This window comes from Rhodoplanes sp., assembly GCF_013377085.1.
Lineage (GTDB): Bacteria > Pseudomonadota > Alphaproteobacteria > Rhizobiales > Xanthobacteraceae > Rhodoplanes.
Genome location: NZ_JACAAX010000034.1, coordinates 12,518 through 31,180, shown reverse-complemented (window position 1 = coordinate 31,180; position 18,663 = coordinate 12,518). Strand labels below are relative to the sequence as shown.

At 68.6% G+C, this 18,663-nt stretch carries 17 protein-coding genes; 4 read left to right on the top strand and 13 right to left on the bottom strand.

Annotation, left to right across the window (positions count from 1 at the left end):
• Positions 1-73: 73 nt before the first annotated feature.
• The 4 genes from HXX10_RS21030 to HXX10_RS21015 all read right to left on the bottom strand — a co-directional run bounded on the left by HXX10_RS21030 (position 74) and on the right by HXX10_RS21015 (position 5,042).
• A complete protein-coding gene (locus HXX10_RS21030) occupies positions 74-1,408 on the bottom strand; it encodes a gluconate:H+ symporter (protein WP_296524926.1) in 1,335 nt (444 codons plus the stop codon).
• A 60-nt stretch (positions 1,409-1,468) separates the two neighbouring features.
• Positions 1,469-2,983 carry an FGGY-family carbohydrate kinase gene (locus HXX10_RS21025; protein WP_296524925.1) on the bottom strand — a complete coding sequence of 505 codons (1,515 nt, stop codon included), beginning with the start codon at positions 2,981-2,983 and terminating at the stop codon, positions 1,469-1,471.
• Positions 2,984-3,111: 128 nt separating this feature from the next.
• Complete coding sequence (locus HXX10_RS21020) at positions 3,112-3,948, bottom strand: class II fructose-bisphosphate aldolase (protein WP_296524923.1); 837 nt, start codon at positions 3,946-3,948, stop codon at positions 3,112-3,114.
• Complete coding sequence (locus tag HXX10_RS21015; RefSeq protein ID WP_296524921.1) at positions 3,945-5,042, bottom strand: 2-hydroxyacid dehydrogenase; 1,098 nt, start codon at positions 5,040-5,042, stop codon at positions 3,945-3,947. Before HXX10_RS21015 ends, HXX10_RS21020 begins: the two co-directional genes overlap by 4 nt.
• Positions 5,043-5,186: 144 nt before the next feature.
• Here HXX10_RS21015 and HXX10_RS21010 point away from each other — a divergent pair, with 144 nt between their 5' ends.
• The 3 genes from HXX10_RS21010 (at position 5,187) to HXX10_RS21000 (ending at position 8,508) form a co-directional block, all read left to right on the top strand.
• Positions 5,187-5,948 (top strand): helix-turn-helix transcriptional regulator, encoded by a 762-nt coding sequence (locus HXX10_RS21010; RefSeq protein ID WP_296524919.1) that lies wholly within the window; start codon positions 5,187-5,189, stop codon positions 5,946-5,948.
• A gap of 109 nt (positions 5,949-6,057) precedes the next feature.
• Entirely contained in the window at positions 6,058-7,833 is a 1,776-nt protein-coding gene (locus HXX10_RS21005) for a radical SAM protein (protein ID WP_296524917.1), read from the top strand.
• A gap of 48 nt (positions 7,834-7,881) precedes the next feature.
• Positions 7,882-8,508 carry an HAD hydrolase-like protein gene (locus HXX10_RS21000; protein ID WP_296524916.1) on the top strand — a complete coding sequence of 209 codons (627 nt, stop codon included), beginning with the start codon at positions 7,882-7,884 and terminating at the stop codon, positions 8,506-8,508.
• 177 nt (positions 8,509-8,685) lie between these two features.
• Here HXX10_RS21000 and HXX10_RS20995 read toward each other — a convergent pair whose 3' ends face one another.
• Together HXX10_RS20995 and HXX10_RS20990 are read right to left on the bottom strand one after the other, a co-directional pair.
• Positions 8,686-9,768: a hypothetical protein gene (locus HXX10_RS20995; protein ID WP_296524913.1), complete on the bottom strand. Its 1,083-nt coding sequence runs from the start codon at positions 9,766-9,768 to the stop codon at positions 8,686-8,688.
• Positions 9,769-9,805: 37 nt separating this feature from the next.
• Positions 9,806-10,426 carry a glutathione S-transferase family protein gene (locus HXX10_RS20990; protein WP_296524911.1) on the bottom strand — a complete coding sequence of 207 codons (621 nt, stop codon included), beginning with the start codon at positions 10,424-10,426 and terminating at the stop codon, positions 9,806-9,808.
• Between the two features lie 215 nt (positions 10,427-10,641).
• On the opposite strand from HXX10_RS20990, the gene HXX10_RS20985 reads away from it, so the two are divergent.
• Positions 10,642-11,112: an HPP family protein gene (locus HXX10_RS20985; protein ID WP_296524909.1), complete on the top strand. Its 471-nt coding sequence runs from the start codon at positions 10,642-10,644 to the stop codon at positions 11,110-11,112.
• Between the two features lie 182 nt (positions 11,113-11,294).
• On the opposite strand, the gene HXX10_RS20980 is transcribed toward HXX10_RS20985, so the two are convergent.
• The 7 genes from HXX10_RS20980 to HXX10_RS20950 form a co-directional block, all read right to left on the bottom strand.
• Positions 11,295-12,419: a choloylglycine hydrolase family protein gene (locus HXX10_RS20980; protein WP_296524906.1), complete on the bottom strand. Its 1,125-nt coding sequence runs from the start codon at positions 12,417-12,419 to the stop codon at positions 11,295-11,297.
• Between the two features lie 240 nt (positions 12,420-12,659).
• Positions 12,660-13,061: a DUF4189 domain-containing protein gene (locus HXX10_RS20975; protein ID WP_296524905.1), complete on the bottom strand. Its 402-nt coding sequence runs from the start codon at positions 13,059-13,061 to the stop codon at positions 12,660-12,662.
• A gap of 241 nt (positions 13,062-13,302) precedes the next feature.
• Positions 13,303-14,934 carry a molybdopterin-binding/glycosyltransferase family 2 protein gene (locus HXX10_RS20970; protein WP_296524903.1) on the bottom strand — a complete coding sequence of 544 codons (1,632 nt, stop codon included), beginning with the start codon at positions 14,932-14,934 and terminating at the stop codon, positions 13,303-13,305.
• Complete coding sequence (locus HXX10_RS20965) at positions 14,931-15,638, bottom strand: XdhC family protein (RefSeq protein WP_296524901.1); 708 nt, start codon at positions 15,636-15,638, stop codon at positions 14,931-14,933. Before HXX10_RS20965 ends, HXX10_RS20970 begins: the two co-directional genes overlap by 4 nt.
• Positions 15,639-15,883: 245 nt before the next feature.
• Positions 15,884-16,207, bottom strand: coding sequence for an XdhC family protein (locus HXX10_RS20960; protein ID WP_296524900.1), 324 nt, complete (start codon positions 16,205-16,207; stop codon positions 15,884-15,886).
• 25 nt (positions 16,208-16,232) lie between these two features.
• Positions 16,233-17,468 carry a VWA domain-containing protein gene (locus HXX10_RS20955; protein WP_296524899.1) on the bottom strand — a complete coding sequence of 412 codons (1,236 nt, stop codon included), beginning with the start codon at positions 17,466-17,468 and terminating at the stop codon, positions 16,233-16,235.
• A 220-nt stretch (positions 17,469-17,688) separates the two neighbouring features.
• Positions 17,689-18,603: a MoxR family ATPase gene (locus HXX10_RS20950; RefSeq protein ID WP_296524898.1), complete on the bottom strand. Its 915-nt coding sequence runs from the start codon at positions 18,601-18,603 to the stop codon at positions 17,689-17,691.
• Between the last annotated feature and the right edge of the window lie 60 nt (positions 18,604-18,663).

Here is an 18,663-nt window from a genome sequence, read left to right as displayed (position 1 = left end):
CCGACACATGCGAAACGGCCGGAGCTTGCGCTCCGGCCGTCCGCCGCGACGTCCGATCCGGATCAGGGGCGGATCAGACGAACTGGGCGAGGATCAGCACGCCGATCAGGCCGACCACCGCCGCAATGGTGGTGGACGCCGTGAAGGTTGCGTACATGGCCCGCATCGGGATGCCGAGGCATTCCTTGACGAACCAGAAGCCCGAGTCGGTGACGTGCGAGGCGCCGATGGCGCCGGCGCCGGTGGCGACCGCGACGAGCGCCGGGTCGAGGCCCGGATAGTTCGCCAGCACCGGCATGATGAAGCCGACGCCGGTCATCATGGCGACCGTGGCGCTGCCGATGGCGAAGCGCATCACGATGGCGATCAGCCAGGCCATGATCAGCGGGCTCACCTGGATGGCGGTGAGGACCTCCTTGAGGACGTCGCCCATGCCGCAGTCCATGATGATCTTGTTGAACGAGCCGGCGGCGCCGATCACCAGGATGATGGATGCCATCGGGCCGAAGCTCGCTTCGGTCTTCTTGCCGAGCTCCTCGAGCGAGAAGCCACGGCCGAGGCCGAGCACCGCATAGGTCAGGATCGCGGAGATGAACAGCGCGACCATCGGGTTGCCGATGAAGCTGACGAACGGCATGTAGAAGGCGTCCTTCGGGGCGAGCAGGTCGAAGAACGTCTTGTTCATCATCAGCAGCAGCGGGAACAGGATGGTGAACAGCGTGATGCCGAAGGGCGGCAGCTCGGACTCGGGCCGCGACTCCGTCGAGGCGAACGCGCCGGCCGGCTCGACCACGTAGTAGCGCGAGATGAACTTGCCGAAGATCGGGCCGGCGACCGCGGCGGCCGGGAAGCCGACCAGCAGCCCGTAGAAGATCACCTTGCCGACATCGGCCTTCAACGACAGCGCGATCGCCATGGCGGCGGGATGCGGCGGCACGATGCAGTGCACGGTGAGGAGCGCCGCCACCATCGACAGCCCGACCTGCAGGACGGGCAGCTTCGACTCCTTCACGACGCTGAACATCAGCGCGATCAGGAGCACCAGGCCGACCTGGAAGAACACCGGAATGCCGCAGATGAAGCCCACGATGAGCATCGCCCAGTGGGCCTGCGATTTCCCGAGGACGTTGATCAGCGACCGCGCGAGACGCTCGGCGCCGCCGGATATCTCCATCAGCTTTCCGATGATGGCACCGAAGGCGAGGATCGGTGCCAGGAAGCCCAGCGTGTTTCCCATGCCGGTCTCGAGCGACTTGCCGATATTGCCGAGCGGCATGCCGGTCGCGATTCCGATGAAGAAACAGGCGAACATCAGGGCGAGAAAGGCGTTGATCTTGAATCGCACGCACATCACGATGATGATCAAGACCGACAGCCCGAGAATCGACAAAGCGAAGGCACTGCTCATCTCGGTATCCCCCTTACGGCGGCCCGCGCTTTCGCGGGATCACGCGTCCGCCGGATTCACCTAGTCCAGAACCTGATTGAACGTGTCGTAGATGCCGTTGCTGTTGAGCGCGTCGTAGAGCGCGTCCTTTCGTTGCAGGATCGTCCGGTAACGGCGCGTCACCGCGTCCTCCGGCTCGTAGCGTCGTGGATCGGTCGACATGATGGTGCGGAACGCCTCCTGGTGATCCGCGAAGAGTCCGAGCGTGACGCCGGCGCTGATCAGCGCGCCGAGCGACGACGCCTCGTTGTTGTCGTGGCGCAGCACCGGCTTGGCGAAGGCGTCGGCCTGGATCTGGTTGAACAAATCGAGCGTGGTGAGACCGCCGGCGACCCGGACGGATTCGATCGGCACGCCGAGCCCCTCGAGCAGGTTGAGGTTCTTGGCGATCTCGAACGCGATCCCTTCGACCACGGCGCGCGCCATGTCGGCCCGCGTGGTCGCCATGGTGAGGTTGAAGAACATGCCGCGGGCGAGCGGATTCCAGTACGGCGCGGCGCTGCCCTCGAAATGCGGGATCAGCAGCACGCCCTTGGCGCCGGGAGGCGAGCTCTGCGCCTCGGCGTTCATCACCGCGTAGCTGTCGCCTGCGGGATAGAACTGCTCCTTGAACCAGCGATGGATCAGCCCGGTGGTGAAGATACCGGCCTCGACGATCCATTTGCCCGGCACCGCGGAGGCGCTGCACAGCGTCCGGCATTCCGGGTGGAAGCGCGGCTCGTCCGAATAGGCGATGACGAAGGAGCCGGTGCCGGTGTTGGCCTCGGCGTCGCCGGGCTTGAGCACGTCGAGCGACAGCGCGGCGCATTGCTGGTCGCCGCCGCCGAGGATGACCGGGATGCCGGCCTTCAGCCCGCTGTGCTCGGCGAGGGCCTTGGTCAGCTCGCCGACCAGGGCGCCCGGCGGAACCAGATCCGGCAGCAGCGCGCGGTCGATTCCGGAGATGCCCAGCATCTCCTCGTCCCAGGTGAACGTGTTGATGTTCATCAACATGGTCCGGCAGGCCTGGGAGGCGTCGGTGACGAAGCGGCCGGTGAGCAGATGGGCGACGTAGTCCTGGACGCCGATCAGCTTGTGGGCGCCTTCGTAGACGTGCGGCCGATGCTCCTTCAGCCACATCATCTTGGGCACCGAGAAATACGGATTCACCCGCAACCCGGTGCGCTTGTACATTTCCTGGAGCGGCAGCTCGCCGAGCAGCGCCTCGCATTGCGGGATGCTGCGCTTGTCCTGCCACATGAGGGCCTTGTGAAGCGGCACGCCCTCGCTGTCGACCGGGATCACCGAGGCACGCTGCGACGTGACGGCGATCGCCGCCACGTCGAGGCCCTTCACGGCGACATGGTCGCCGGCATCCTTCAGGGTCTCGAGCAGCGCCGACTTCCAGGTCTGGCAGTCCTGCTCCACGTAGTTCGGCTTGCGGCCGAACTCGGAGTCGTAAGGCCGTGCGGCCGAATGAAGCAGATGCCCGGCCCGGGTATAGAGCATGGCCTTGAGGCTGGACGTGCCTACGTCGACGACGAGGATGTTTTCCATTGGTGTCGCCTCTCGAGCGAAATTCGTCGGCCGGCGGACCGCGTTTCGCTCGCGGCCTCGCCGCTTGTTTGCCTGCGGCCGTGCCGAGGCGGCGCGGTCGCCGCCCTGGCGCGGCGTCGACGCCGCCGTTACGCGGCGCGGAACAGCGCCATGTACTTCTTGACGATCTCCTTGACGAACCCGACCTCCTCCCGGCTGATCTCCGAGAGGTGCCAGCCCTTGCCCGAAGCGAGCAGCGCGCGGATCTTGTCCACCGCGTTGACCGAGATCTCGGTGTTGACGTTGATCTTGGCGATGCCGTTGGCGATGCACTCGCGGATGATCGCCTCCGGCGTACCGGAGCCGCCGTGCAGCACCAGCGGGATGTCGACCACGGCGGCGATCTTCTTCAGCACGCCGACATCGACCTTGGGCACGCCCTTGTACATGCCGTGCACGGTGCCGATCGACACCGCGAGCGCGTCGACCTTGGTGCTCTGAGCGAAGACCTTCGCCTCGTCGGGGGACGTGTAGATCTCGCTGGCGTCCTCCTCGTTGGAGTGCTCGCCGCGGGCGAGCGCACCGAGCTCCGCCTCGACGCCGACGCCGGCCGCGTGCGCCACCTCGACGACCCGGGCGGTCTGCCGCATGTTCTCCTCGAAGGGCAGCGCCGAGCCGTCGTACATCACCGACGAGAAGCCGGCCTTGACGGCCCGCACGATCACATCGAACGACTTGCAGTGGTCGAGATGGAGGGCGACCGGGGTGTCGGACGCCGCCGCCATGGTGCGCACCAGCGCGCCGACCTCGTCGACCTCCATGTTGGGCAGATAACCGGCCCCGAAGGCGACGATCACGGGCGTCCTGGTCTCGCGACCGGACTCGATGACGCCCCGGATGGTCTCGTAGTTGTAGACGTTGAACGAGCCGACCGCATAGCGCTCGCGCCGCGCGGTCGTCAGCATGTCGGAGAACGAGACCATCATGACTTGACCTCCGCGAGCCATGCGGTGAAGCGCGGATCCTTCAGCACCTCGGGATTGGCGATGCCGTTCGGCGTGCCGCCGGTGAACAGCTTGGCGATGTCGCCGAACAAGAGGTCGGGCGAGCGGGTCAGCGCCTCGCGGGTGGTGCCGGCGATGTGGCTGGTCAGGGTGACGTTGTCGAGCGTGAGAATTTCGCTACCGGGCGCGATCGGCTCGGAGGAGTGCACGTCGAGGCCGGCGCCGGCGATCTTGTTGGTCTTGAGGGCGGCGATCAGGGCCGTCTCGTCGACCAGGCCGGCGCGGGCCGTGTTGATCAGATAGGCGGTCGGCTTCATCAGCGCGAACTCGGCCGCGCCGACCAGCTTGGCACCGCCGGGCAGCAGGCGGGCGTGCAGGGAGATGAAGTCGCTTTCGCGGAACAACGTCTCCTTGTCCACCGACCTGCCGCCCGCCGCCGTGATCACGCTCGGATCGACCCAGGTGTCGTGCACCAGAAGCTTCACGCCGAAGCCGGACAGCTTCTGGGCGACCAGGCTGCCGATGAAGCCGAAGCCGACCAGGCCGACGGTCTTGCCCTTCAGCTCGGGGGTCCATTCGGAATTCACGAACTTCTTGCGCCACTCGCCGTTCTTGATGCCCATATGTGAGCGGGCGATGTTGCGGCACTCGGCCAGAATCAGGCCGACCGCGAAGTCGGAGACCGCCTCCGCATTGCGGCCCATCACGTTGAAGACGAGCACGCCGCGCTCGGTCGCCGCCTTGACGTTGACGTTCTCGACGCCGGCGCGGGCGACGCCGGCGATGCGCAGGTTCGGCATCGCGTCCATGACCTTGGACGAGATCGGCACGAACAGGCCGGCCAGCAGGGCGGCGTCGCGCCCCTGCGTTTCGATCAGCGGATCGACGATCTCGATCTCCGGACCCTGCTTCTCGACCGCCAGTCGGCGGGCCTGCAACTTGCCGGCGTCGCTCTCCCACTCGCCGACCGCGAGGTCGCTCAGGTGATCGCCGAGAATCTGCTTTGCGGACACCGCGAATGCGTCGCCGCGGATCATCGCGTCGCCGAGAACTAAGGCTTTGAATTTGCGTGACATTGGATCGTCCCTCTCGCAACCGGGAACCGGACGGGCTAAGAACTTCCCTCACTTGAAACAATAGTCCCGGCGCGATACGCCGAGCTAACCGCGACCCGCCATTCGGTATCGTCGATCCGCCACACCGTATTCGTCCGGACAGAGGTGTCGTCCGTGGAGGGCCTGCCGAGACCCGTCTACGCCCGCGTGAAGACGCTGCCCGGCGGCGCCCGGAAGCCGTGGCACGTCCATCCGTGGGGTCAGCTCACCTATGCGAGCAAGGGCGTGCTGATGGTGCGGACCCTGCACGGCACGTTCCTGGCGCCGCCGCAATGGGCCGTGTGGATTCCCCCCGGGATCGAGCACGAGGTGATCACCTCGGTTCGCACCGAGCGGCGCAACTTCTTCATCGACCCGGGCCGCGTCGCCTGGACGTCGGATGCTTGCCGGGTGCTCGACGTGACGCCCTTCATGCGCGAGCTGATCCGGGTCGTCGCCGCGCTGCCGGTAGAATACGACGAGGACGGGCCGGACGGGCGCCTCGCCCAGGTGTTTCTCGACCAGCTCGTGATGCTGCCCGAGGCGAGCTTCTCGCTGCCGATGCCGACCAGCCCGACCCTCCTCGACACCTGCGCGGAGCTGTTGCGCCATCCCGACGACCACCGCTCGGTCGGCGCCATCGCCAAGGCGACCGGCATGTCGGAGCGCACCATGGCGCGGGTGTTCCTGCGCGAAACCGGCATCTCGTTCCGCGACTGGCGGGTGCGGCTCAAGCTGATGATCTCGATCGAATCGCTCGAGGAAAGCCGCAACGTCACCCAGACGGCGTTCGATTGCGGCTACGATTCGCTGTCCGCCTTCATCGCCGCCTACAAGCGCCAATTCGGCCAGACGCCCGGCGAGTTCCTCAAGAGCCTCGACCAGTAACGTCGCGACATAAAAGGCCCACCGGCTCGTTTGGACCGGCCCGCCGAAACAACGTGCTCCAAGGCCAGGGTCATGATAGGCCTAGGCACGAACAATTCCGGAGAAAAGCGTGCCGAGCTACCCCGTCCACGACCCTCGACGGTTTCTCCTCGTGCTGATCAAGCCGTCGCATTACGACGACGACGGCTATGTGATCCGCTGGTGGCGGGCGACGATCCCGTCCAACACGCTCGCCGCCATGTACGGCATCGCCGCCGATTGCGCCGCACGCGAGGTGCTGGGCCCCGGAATCGGCGTCGATATCGAGGCGGTGGACGAGACCAATACGCGCATCGACATCGCGAAGCTGATCGCCCGGTTCGCCCAGAACGGCAATTTCGGCCTGGTCGCGCTGGTCGGCGTGCAGTCGAACCAGTTCCCGCGCGCGCTCGACATCGCCCGGCCGCTGCGCGCCGCCGGTGTCCCGATGATGATCGGCGGGTTCCACGTGTCCGGCAGCCTGGCGATGCTCGACGGTCACGCGGTCGGGCTCGATGCCTGCCGCGACATCGGCCTGTCGATGTTCGCCGGCGAAGCCGAGGGCCGCCTCGACACGGTGCTGCGCGACGCCGCCGACGGCCGCCTCGCGCCGCTCTACACGTACATGGACGACCTGCCCGACATGGCCGGTACGCCGGTGCCGCTGCTGCCGCGCGAGTCGGTCAGCCGCACGCTCGGCCTCTCCACCAGCTTCGACGCCGGCCGCGGCTGCCCCTACCAGTGCTCCTTCTGCACGATCATCAACGTGCAGGGCCGCACCTCGCGCTTCCGCACCGCCGACGACATCGAGCGGATCGTCCGGATGAACTGGGCGCAGGGCATCTGCAAGTTCTTCATCACCGACGACAACTTCGCCCGCAACAAGGCCTGGGAAGACATCTTCGACCGGCTGATCGCGCTGCGCGAGTGCGAGAACATTCCGCTCGGCCTGATGATCCAGGTCGACACGCTCTGCCACAAGATCCCGAACTTCATCGTCAAGGCGAAGCGGGCCGGCGTGACGCGGGTGTTCATCGGGCTGGAGAACATCAATCCGGACAATCTCGCCGGCGCCAAGAAGCGGCAGAACAAGATCACCGAATACCGCAAGATGCTGCTGGCCTGGAAGACGGAGGGGATCCTGACGCTGGCCGGCTACATCCTCGGCTTCCCGGCCGACACGCCGGAGAGCATCAGGCGCGACATCGCCATCATCCAGAACGAACTGCCGCTCGACATCCTGGAGTTCTTCTGCCTGACGCCCCTGCCCGGCTCCGAGGATCACCAGGTGCTGTGGCGCGCCGGCACCGCGATGGAACCGGACCTCAACGCCTACGACACCGAGCATGTCTGCACGGCCCACGGCAAGATGAGCCGCGCCGAATGGGAGGCGATCTACCGCGAGGCGTGGACCCTCTATTACACGCCGGCCCACATGGCGACGCTGCTGCGCCGCACCGCGGCGACCGGCGGCCCGGTGGGCAGCCTGGTCAAGATCCTGATCATGTTCGCCATGGCGGTGCGGCTCGACAACGTGCACCCGTTGCAGGGCGGCCTGTTGCGACTCAAGCACCCGACCGAGCGGCGGCCGGGCCTGCCGCGCGTGCCGGCCTGGCGCTTCTGGCCCGCCTTCGTGCTCGGCACCATCGGTCGCCAGGCCCGGCTGATCGGCGCCATCGTCCGCTGGACCGTGGTGGCGACGATGATCTCCCGCAGCGCGACGGCCAAGACGTACACGGACCAGGCCATCACGGCGGTGCCGGACGACGAGGAGAGCTCCGACCTGCTCACCAAGACATCCGGCGCGCAGGCCGCCGTCGCGCATGTCCGCAAGGTCGCCGCACTGACGGCCGGCGCGGCGCGCTGAGAGTTTGGGAGCTGGACGACGCCGGCCGACGCGACCAGAACTCCGAGCATGAAATACCGGCTGGTCATCTTCGACATCGACGGCACGCTCGCCGACAGCTTCCCGTGGTTCTTGGCGGTGCTCAACGGCGTCGCCGACCGGTTCGGCTTCCGCCGCACGGCGCCCGACGAGGTGGTGGCCATGCGCAATGCGGGCGCCGCCGAGATCCTCGAGCGCCTCGCGGTGCCGCGCTGGAAGCTGCCGCTGATCGTCCGCCACATGCGGGCGCTCAAAACGCAGGACCTCGACCAGATCCCGCTCTTTCCCGGCGTCGACGCCCTGCTGGCGACGCTGTTCGCCCGCGGCGCCGTGCTCGCGGTGGTGTCGTCGGACACCGAGGCGAACGTGCGCCGCGCCCTCGGGCCGGCAAACGCGAAGCTGATCGCCCACTTCGGCTGCGGCGCCTCGCTGTTCGGCAAGCCGCCGAAATTCCGCGCGGTGCTGCGCCGGGCCTGTGTGCCGGCGTCGGAGGCCATCGCCATCGGCGACGAGGTCCGCGACATCGAGGCGGCCCGCACGGTCGGCATCGCCTGCGGCGCGGTCGCCTGGGGCTATGCGGATGCCACGGCACTCCGGGCGAAAAAGCCGGACCTGGTGTTCGAGAGGATGGAGGAGATCGTCGGGGCGCTGGAGTGAAGACGCCGCCCAAGCATCGCTTCTCTTTCGTCATTCCGGGGCGCCGCCACCGGGCCGGCGCTTCGCGCCGCCCGATGACAGGCTCCGCGGCGAGCCCGGAATCCATATCCCCTGTCTGTGCGTATGGATTCCGGGCTCGCGGACTTCGTCCGCGCCCCGGAATGACGGAGCGAAATCTTATGCCGCCTCTGCAGCGATGACCTCGCACACCGCCGTGACGGGCCGCGGCAGCGATCCGCGCTCGTCCGCCTCCCAGCCGACGACGCGCAGCACGCCCGCGGCGGGCGACATTGCCACGGCGAGCCGCGTATAGGGATTGAGCACCGGCGGCACCACCCAGTCGAAGTTTTGCGACACCGGCCCGTCGAACGCCGCGAGCAGATCCTGACGGCTGCGGCTCGCCGCGGCCGCGTCGTCGAACGAGCGCGTCAGCAGTTCGAAGGCAGGCATGCGGGCCTCCCAGGCGAGCCGGCCCGGCAGCCAGTCGTTCGCCGCCGTGGTGTCGTCGGTGCGCACCGCCGCGTCCGTCTCGGTGCGCTCGATGACGCAGCGTTCGCCAGGCGCGCAACCGACCAGCGCGTAGATCACGGGCCGGGCCAGCGGCGTCCTCTCCAGCATCGCCTTGGCGGCGGCGTAGTCCGGGCAGGTCTCGAAGGCGAGGCGCAGCAGATGGTCGGGCGGCGTGTGGCGCGTCCGCCAGGCGGCGAGCGCATTCGCCGCCATGTCCCACAGCCGCAGCCAGGGATGCCGGGTGCGCCGGCGCATCGGCGCCTGGTTGATCGAGGCGGCGAAGCGCCCCGGCGCCATCGCGGTGAGCACGCCGACGAATCCCGGCCAGGTGGCGCTGAAGAAGTCGCCGGCCGGTCCAGCGAGGCGCGCCACCGTGACGTGGCGGCCGAGCCCGGCGAACGGCCAGTCGAGCGTGCGGGCGAGCCACGGCGCCCCGTCCTCGTCGCGGGCGAGCGTCGTGCAGGACCATTGATAGGAGCCGTTGAGCACCCACACGCCGGAGAAGCCGAGCGCGGTCGCGATCGCGGCGATCTCGTCGGCATAAGGCGAGGACGAGCGCAGCAGCCAGCGGCGCGTGAGCGCGTCGCCGGCCGGCATCAGCAGCGACACGCCGGCCGGGAAGAAGGCGAGGCAGTCGTCGCGCAGCGCCCGCGCCCGGCCGGGATCGAGGGTGGCGTGGCGCAGCGGTCCGCCCTGGCGCAGATCCACGACCGGCACGGTCGGCTGGTTCGGCGGCGTCAGCGCGTCCATGGCGATCTCCACCCGGCCGGCGCGGGTCGCTTCGCCCTCAACCGACCTTTGCTTTCAGCTCGGCGTCGAGCCCGGTGGCACGCTGCAGCGCCGGGCGGGCGTTCAGCCGCTCCACGTAGGCGACGAACTCGGGGCGATCGGGCATCAGCTTGAACATCATGCCCCAGCGCAGGTTCGATCCGATGACGACGTCGGCCGCCGTGAACTGGTCGCCGAGCAGATAAGGTCCCGTCCTCACGGCAGCCGACACCACGTCCATCACGGTGTCGAAGTCGCCGTAGCCGAGCGCGGCGCGCGGCGCCTCCTGGGCCCGCTTGTAGGCGCGGTCCATGATGGCCGGCTCGATGCAGCTCGGCCCGAAGAACAGCCATTTGAGGTACGGCCCGCGCCGCTTGTCGCCGATCGCCGGCGCGAGGCCGGCCTTGGGAAACGCATCGGCCAGATAGCAGCAGATCGCCGACGTCTCGGTGATCACCACGCCGTCGTGGTCGAGCGCCGGCACCTTGCCCATCGGATTGACGGCGAGGTAGTCGGGCGAGCGGTTCTCGCCTTTCGACGAGTCCAGCACGTGGAGATCGTAGGGCTCGCCGATCTCCTCGAGCATCCAGCGGACGATCGAGGAACGCGACGGAACGATGTGATAGAGCGTCAGCGCCATGGGGCCTCTTCGGGGTGGAGGGCCGCGTCTGCGGCATTCGCCCGGACTGTCTAGCCGATGATCGTGGCGGCGTCTCGACCGCCGGAATTCGGCACCCGCGTGCGCCTGCGGCATTGCGGCATCACGGCCGGCCGCCTCGTGGAGCGGCATGCTTCGTGCTAAGGCCCAACCATGCCCGACTGACGACGTTCGGGCGAGAGTCGAGGACCGGGGGCATGACCGACAAGCCGACCATCCTGGCGATGCTGGCCGGCGCCGCCGGCGGCGCCGTCGCCATCGGCCTGATGGAGGCGTTCGCGGCCAGCGCCGCCTTCCCGCTGTTCGCCGTGCCGTTCGCCACCTCGATCGTGCTGGTGATGGGCTCGCCGGATGCCGCTCCGGCGCAGCCGCGTGCGCTGGTCGGCGGTCATCTGGTGTCGACCCTGGTCGGCTTCGCGGTGCTGACCGTCGCCGGCCCTGGCCCGTGGGCCGCGGCCCTGGCGGTCGGGCTCGCCATCGTCGCCATGCAGGTCACCGACACGTTCCATCCGCCGGCCGGCATCGACCCGCTGCTGGTGGTCGCCAACAATCTGTCGTGGACCTTTCTGCTGGTGCCGGTCGGCGCCGGCGCCGTGCTGCTCGCGGCCTTCGCGTTCGTCTGGCATCTCACGGTCAGGCGCTACGACTGGCCGCACCGCTGGTGGTGAAGCGGACGCGGCGAGGACAGTCTCGGCCGGATCGGCGCTCGCGCCGTGCGAGTGCAGGCTCCCGTGCGAAGTCGAAATCCAGCGACACGCTCCGAATGTTCCGGCTGGATTCCGGGTTCGCGGGCTGACGCCCGCGCCCCGGAACGACCTGCACCTGATCAAACGATTGAATCAGCTGCGCCTCACGGCGTCAGCTCCTTCATGGTCGGCTTCCGGTCGAGCGGAATGTACTTGATCGCCTTGAGGTCCTTCGCCGCCTTCGCGAGATCGATGACCTGGATGGTGGGATTCTCGTAGGTCCGCACGTAGTAGCGCAGGTTCTTCATGTCCGAGGCGGCGATCCACTCGGTGGTCTCGTAGCCGCTGACGCCGCCGCCCTCGCCGCCGGCGCTCGCCGACGTGCCGATCGAGCCGGGCGGCAGATCGAAGGCGTTCATGATGTGGAAGCTCAGGCCGACGGCTTCGGCCGACGTCGCCGGCACGGGCGCGTTCGCCTGGGCAAAGAAGGCGCGCACGAAGCGGGCCGGCGCGAGGAAGCCGCCGGGCAGCCCGTTCATGCCGTCGCCCGAACTCGCCGCGCTCAGCCCGACGGTGCCGACCTTGAGGGGCGGCAGCACGTTGGCCGTGACGTACTGATACTGCGACAGGTTTTTCAGGTGGAACGGAAAGTCGGGTGCATTGGTGAGCACATGCGCGGGGTTGTCGTACATGTGCAGCGTGCCGCCGTCGGTGTACTCGATCACCAGGCTCTTGCCGGAGGCGTCGTGCACCGAGACATGGATGGGCGGCACCATGTCGTTGAAGGTCTTCACCTTGACGGCCGAGACATAGATGGTCGGCAGGGCCGCCTTGACCTCCTCCACGGTGGCGAAGCTCGTCAGGATCCAGGTCAGGATCTCGAACGAGGCGATCGAACGGTCGCCTTTTCCAAGTGGAACCTTTTGGAAATCCGCATAGCCCGGGAAGTTGAACAGGCCGCCCGACAGGCCACGCTCGTTGACGCCGTCGAGGATCATGGCGAGACCGAGCGCGTTGGTGCCGGTCGCCGCGTATTTGGTGGTCCAGGCGAGGCCGCCCTGCCCGATGGCCCCCTCGGGGCCCGTGCCCGTCACCGTGATGCCGCGCGGCACCACGATGATCTGCGACTCGAGCTGCAGTCCGAACTCGAGCGTGCGCCCATAGACGAAACCGCCGTCCTTGGCCGGCAGGAGCACGGACGTGCAGGCATTCGCCGTCACGACCGGCATGGCGATCAGCGACGTCGTGACGAGAGCCGAAACTCCAGTACGGGTCAGGCGCGAGAGCATGGGGCGTCCTTCCTGCGACTATGACGGGCTGAATGTGTGCCGGTGATACGCGATTGCAGCGCGCAGATGATACGGTCGCGCGGTCGCAGCCGATGCAATTGATTTGAATCAATTAACAGACTGCTCCGCGCGCTCGCGAAACATCTCCTGTCCCGCAACAAGTCGTGCAGACTTCTCACATGATGAGACGCGCCGCCGAGTCGCCGCACCGAAACCGAACTGATCACTTGTCGCGGACGCTCAGCTCTTGGCGTCGCAGGCGAAGGCACGGATCACGCAGGTCTTGCCGCCGTGATGGTAGCACTGCTGCAGCGCCGTGTTCTGGGCCCGGGCGAGCCGCGGCGCCACCGCGTAGCCGTGCGACCCGCAGAGATCCTTGGCGTCGACCGCGAAGGCGGCGCAGGCGCGCCGCACCGTCGCCACCAGCCGGCACGAGCGGTCGCCGCATTTTTGCAGCGCGGCCGTCTGGGCCAGCGCCAGCGTCTTGTAATCGTAGGCATAGCCGTAGGTGCCGCAGGCCCCGATAGCGATGGCGCCGGCCGCCTGAGCCGGCACGACGCCGGCGCCCAGCAGCGCTGCGATCCCGACGAGGCGCGCGCCTGAAAGTGCCGCGCCGGCGGCCCGGCGCAAGATCGAAGCCATGTTTCCCTCCCCCAGAGGATTCTTCCGACGTTATTGGAGGAATGGTTTCCGGGAGGTGAAAACGGCGCCGGAGCGAGGGCGATCGATGGTCTGTTCTGCCCGACACTTCGTCGCATCCACCGTCGTGCCCCGCGCAGGCGGGGCACCCAGTACGCTGTGACGTCTCGTCGAAGCAAGCAGCCCGGCGGTTCCTGGATCGTCCGCCTGCGCGGACGATGACGGTGGAGAGACCCTACCCAACTCACGCCTGCTCGATCTCGGCCTTGACGGCGGCGAGGGCGTCGGGCGTGTCGACGTCGGTCGCGGCGGCGGCCGCCGCCGGCACCTCGGCGACCGCCTCCTGATAGGCGGCGATCAGATTGCGGGCACCGACATCGCCGGAGAGGCCCAAAAGCTCGCCGAAGAAGCGGCGCGACCACACCACCGGATTACCGCGCTTGCCCGCGACCGTCGGGATGACGATCAGGGCCCCACGTTCGGGATCGAAGCCGGCGAGCAGCCGGTCGATCAGGCCGCGGTCGACCTGCGGCATATCGCCGAGGCAGACGATGGCGCCGTCGGCATCGGCCGGGACGGCGGCGATGCCGGTCTTCACCGAGGTCGACAGGCCCTCGGCGTAGTCGGGATTGTGGACGAAGCTCACCGGCAGATTTGCCAATGCCGCCTGGATGCGGTCGCGCTGGTGGCCCGTGACGACGATGACGGGGCCGGCGCGCGAGCCCAGCACCTCCTCGACCGCGATGCGCACCAACGGCCGACCGGAAATCTCGGCCAAGAGCTTGTTGGGGCCGCCCATGCGGGTGGAGCGGCCGGCGGCCAACACCACCGCGGCGATGCGCGGGCTGGGCTTCTCGGCCGTAGCCGGCGCGGCAGCGGGTGCCTCGTCGCGCGGCTGCGGCCGGGTGACGATCTCCATCAGCAGGCCGCCCACTCCCATGCCAGCCACGTCGCCGTCGGTCACCGGCAGCCCGCACAGGAGGCGCGCCAGAACCCAGTCGAAGCCGTTCTCCTTGGGGCTGCGGGCGCAGCCCGGCGCACCGAGGACGGGGCGGTTGTCGACCGAGCCGATCATCAGCAGGTTGCCGGGATCGACCGGCATGCCGAAGCGCTCGATGCGGCCGCCCGCCTGCTCGACGGCCGCCGGGATGACGTCGCGCCGGTCGGCGATCGCCGAGGCGCCGAACACGATGACCAGCTCGGCGCCCTCGCCCAGCGTTTCCTGCACGGCGCGGGCGACTGCCGCGCTGTCGTGCGGCACCCGCCGTTCCGCCACGATGCGGGCGCCGGCCGGCGCCAAGCGGTCCGCCGTCACCCGAAGGGTCTTCTCGATCACTTTGTCGGCGAGGCCGGGCAGCAGGGTCGAGACGACGGCGACCTTCTTCACCCGATAGGGCGCAATGCGCACCAGCCGCGACGCCACGGCGAGCGCCGCATCGCGCGCCGCACCGGCCACCGCGAACGGAATGATCTTCGCGGTCGCCACCATGGTGCCGACCGCCACGGGCGCGTAGGCCTGGAGCGTCGCGAAGGTGATGTCGGGATCGACGGCATTGAGGCAGTCGACGCCGGCGCGGTCGACCACCAGGACGCCGGCGCCTTCCGCGAACAGATTGGCCCGGCCCGTGAAGGCGCGGTCGACTCTCACGCCCGGTCCCGCCGCCGCGGCTGCGATCTCGGCCGCCGCCGTGTCCTCCGGCACGTCGCCGGGCTCGAGCCGGGCGACCGTGACGGTGTCGATGCCGGCCGCCTGGAGAGCCGCGATTTCGGCGGCGCCGACCAGAGTGCCCTTCTTGAGCACGAAGCCGTCGCGGCGGATCGTGTGCACCACGATGGCGCCCTCGGCCTGGGCAGCCGGAACCGAACCGAATTTCATGACGCCGCCTTCGCAGCCTCGGATTTCGCCGGCAGCCGCAGCCGCGCCGTGATCTCGGCCAGGATCGACACGGCGATCTCGGGCGGCGACACGGCCCCGATGGGAAGGCCGATCGGCGCATGGATGCGGGCGATGGTGGCATCGTCGAGGCCCTGGGCCTTCAGCCGCTCGACCCGGCGCGCATGGGTCTTCTTGGACCCGAGCGCGCCCACATAGAAGCAGTCGCGGGCGAGCGCATGGAGGAGCGCGGGGTCGTCGATCTTGGGGTCGTGGGTGAGCGCCACGAAAGCCGTGTAGCGGTCGATGCCGAGCGGCGGCAGCGCCACGTCGGGCCACTCGGCGATCAGCGGCACGTCGGGGAAGCGCTCGGGGCTGGCGAAGGCCGTGCGCGGATCCACGATGGTGACGTCGTAGCCGGCCATCTTCGCCATCGGGGCGAGTGCCTGGCTGATATGCACGGCGCCAGTGACGACGAGCTTCGGGGGCGGCACGTGGACGGTAAGGAAGACGCGGCCCTGCGGCGTCTCCACCATGCCGCTCTTGCCGGTGCGCAGATGGTGGGCCAGCAGCTCGGCCAGCGGATCACCCGCAGCCTCCTCGGCGCGAACGAGGCGCTGCGCACCGCTGGCGACGTCCGTCACCACGATCGCGGCGCGCCGCGCTGCCCGCTCGGCATTGAGGGATTTGAGGATGTCGAGTTTCACGGGCGTGTCCTGTCAGGTCTCGGGTTGTCGCTCGGGCTGTTACCCCCCTCCCCTACCCTCCCCCACAAGGGGGGAGGGAGCAGGCTGCGGCAAGCATCATTGTCCGAGACTCATAGAGCTGTTCGTTACGATGCCAAGCGCTCGACTGAACGGACAGCGTTGCGGTTCTCGCGTTCCCTCCCCCCTTGTGGGGGAGGGACAGGGTGGGGGGTAGCCCCGGCAACGGGACTGCCGCCCTACTCCACCTACTCCACCTTCTCCACAAACACCCGGATGGTGCCGCCGCAGGAGAGGCCGACCTTCCAGGCGGCCTCGTCGGCGACGCCGAACTCCAGCATCTTGGGCTCGCCGCTGGCGATGACGTCGAGCGCCTCGGACACCACGGCACCCTCGACGCAGCCGCCCGAGACCGAGCCGAGAAACAGCCCGTCCTGGTCGATCACCAGGTTCGAGCCCACCGGCCGCGGCGCCGAGCCCCAGGTCTCGACCACGGTGGCGAGCGCCACGCCCTTGCCCTGCGCCCGCCAGTCCTCGGCGGCTTTCAATATGTCCTCGTCGCGCGCCAGCATTGTTGTGCTCCGTTGTTCGTCGCGGTCAGGCCGCCCGACCCTGCCGTGGCAGGGCGCCCCGCCGGGCGCGAGTATCGCCGCGCTCCGACAGGGCCCGCACCAGCGCCGCCATGCTGTCGAGATTGTGGATCGGACGGAATTCGTCAACATGCGGCATCATGGTCTTGATGCCGCGCGCCTTCGGCTCGAAGCCGTCGAACCGCAACAGCGGGTTGAGCCACACGAGCCGCCGGCAGGAGCGGTGGAGCCGATCCATCTCGGCGGCGAGCCGCGCATCGGTGTCGCGCTCGAGCCCGTCGGTGATCAGTAGAACGACGGCGCCCTGCCCCAGCACGCGGCGCGCCCACTGCTTGTTGAAGGCGGCGAGCGAGGTGGCGATGCGGGTGCCGCCCGACCAGTCCGGCACCGCGGCCGAGCAGGCGGCCAACGCCTCGTCCGGATCCTTGGTCCGCAAAGCCCGCGTCACATTGGTGAGCCTCGTGCCGAACAGGAACGAGTGCACACGCTTCCTCGCATCCGTGACCGCATGGAGGAAATGCAGGAACAGCCGCGTGTACTCGCCCATCGAGCCGGACACATCGAGCAGCGCCACCAGCGGCGGCATCTTCGTTCCGGGTCCGAGCGTCTTCAGGTCGATGAGGTCGCCGCCGGCGCTCATGCTGGCCCGCAGGGTGCGCCTGAGATCGATGCGGCGGCCGCGCCGGTCCGGCACCAGACGGCGTGTCCTCACGGTGTCGAGCGGCAGCACCATGCGGCGGATCGCGGCGCGGGCGGCGGCGATCTCGTCGGCGCTCATCTGGGCGAAGTCTTTCTTCTGCAGGAGCTCGGCGTCGCTCGCCGTCAGCTTGGCGACGATCTCGGTCTCGCGCTCCTCGCGCCGCAGCTTGTCCTTGAGCGCATCGAACAGCGCATCGTGGACGCGCGCCGAGGCCGGCTTGGGCGCCTCCGGCGCGCCGGGCGCCTGCGGCATCATCAGGCTCATGAGCTGCTCGAGATAGCCGCGCCGGCGGAAAAAGATCCGGAACGCCTGGTCGAACACCAGCGCGTGCTCGTGCCGCTTCACCAGAACGGCGTGCAGGGTCCAGTAGAAATCCTCGCGGGTGCCGACGCCCGCCGTCTGCAGCGCCTCGACCGCATCGATCACGGCGCCCGGCCCCACCGGCAACCCGGCGCGCCGCAGCGCCCGGGCGAAATAGACGATGTTGTCGGCGAGCCGGCCGGTTTGCCCGTCTTCTCCATCGGCGCGCCGCTCGTCGGTCATCGGGCGCTGTACCCCCCTCCCCAACCCTCCCCCACAAGGGGGGAGGGAGCAGGCTGCGGCAAGCGGGCACTCCAGGACCCAGCAACAGGCGCAAGCGCCGCGCGACCAGCGGACCGGCTGAACTCACCGGTATAGCGGCTCCGGCGTTCCCTCCCCCCTTGTGGGGGAGGGACAGGGAGGGGGGTGAGCCACGAACGCATGATTGGCGATCCCGAGGCGATCACTCCGCCGCCTTCATGTCGGCGCGCAGGCGATCAATCAGCTCGCCGGCGCGCGAGCCTTGCAGGCGGGCGATGTCGTCCTGGTACTTCAATAAAACACCGAGTGTGTCCGAGACGGTGGCCGGATCGAGCGCCACGGCGTCGAGCTCGGTCAGCGCGCCGGCCCAGTCGAGCGTCTCGGCGACGCCGGGCGACTTGAACAGGTCCTCGCGGCGCAGCGCCTGGACGAAGCGCACGATCTCGTCGGAGAGCCGTGCCGAGATGCCCGGCACCTTGGTGCGCACGATCGCGGTCTCGCGCTCGGCGGTGGGATAGTCGACCCAGTGGTAGAGGCAGCGGCGCTTCAGCGCATCGTGGATCTCGCGGGTGCGGTTCGACGTGATCACCACGATCGGGGGATGCGCGGCCTTCACGGTGCCCATTTCGGGAATCGTGACCTGGAAGTCCGCCAGGACCTCCAGCAGGAACGCCTCGAAAGCCTCGTCGGTGCGGTCCAGCTCGTCGATCAGCAGCACGGGCGCGCCGCCGGTGTCCGGTTCGAGGGCCTGCAGCAGCGGTCGCTTGATCAGGAATTCTTCCGAGAAGATGTCGTGGGTGAGCCGCGAGCGGTCGACATGGCCCTCCGCCTCGGCGAGCCGGATGGCGATCATCTGGGCCGCGTAGTTCCACTCGTAGACGGCGCTGGCGACGTCCAGCCCCTCGTAGCACTGCAGCCGGATCAGCTTTCGGCCGAGCGTCGCCGCCAAGACCTTGGCGATCTCGGTCTTGCCGACGCCGGCCTCGCCTTCCAGAAAAATCGGCCGCCCCATGCGCAGCGCCAGGAACAGCACGGTCGCCAGCGAGCGGTCGGCGAGATAGTCGGCCTGTGCGAGGAGTTCGAGAGTCGCGTCGATGGACGCGGGGAGCTTGGTCAAAGGACCGTCCTTTGTTGCGGGGCGTCAGCCCTCGCCGCAGCGCCGTCGTTCCGGAAGCCG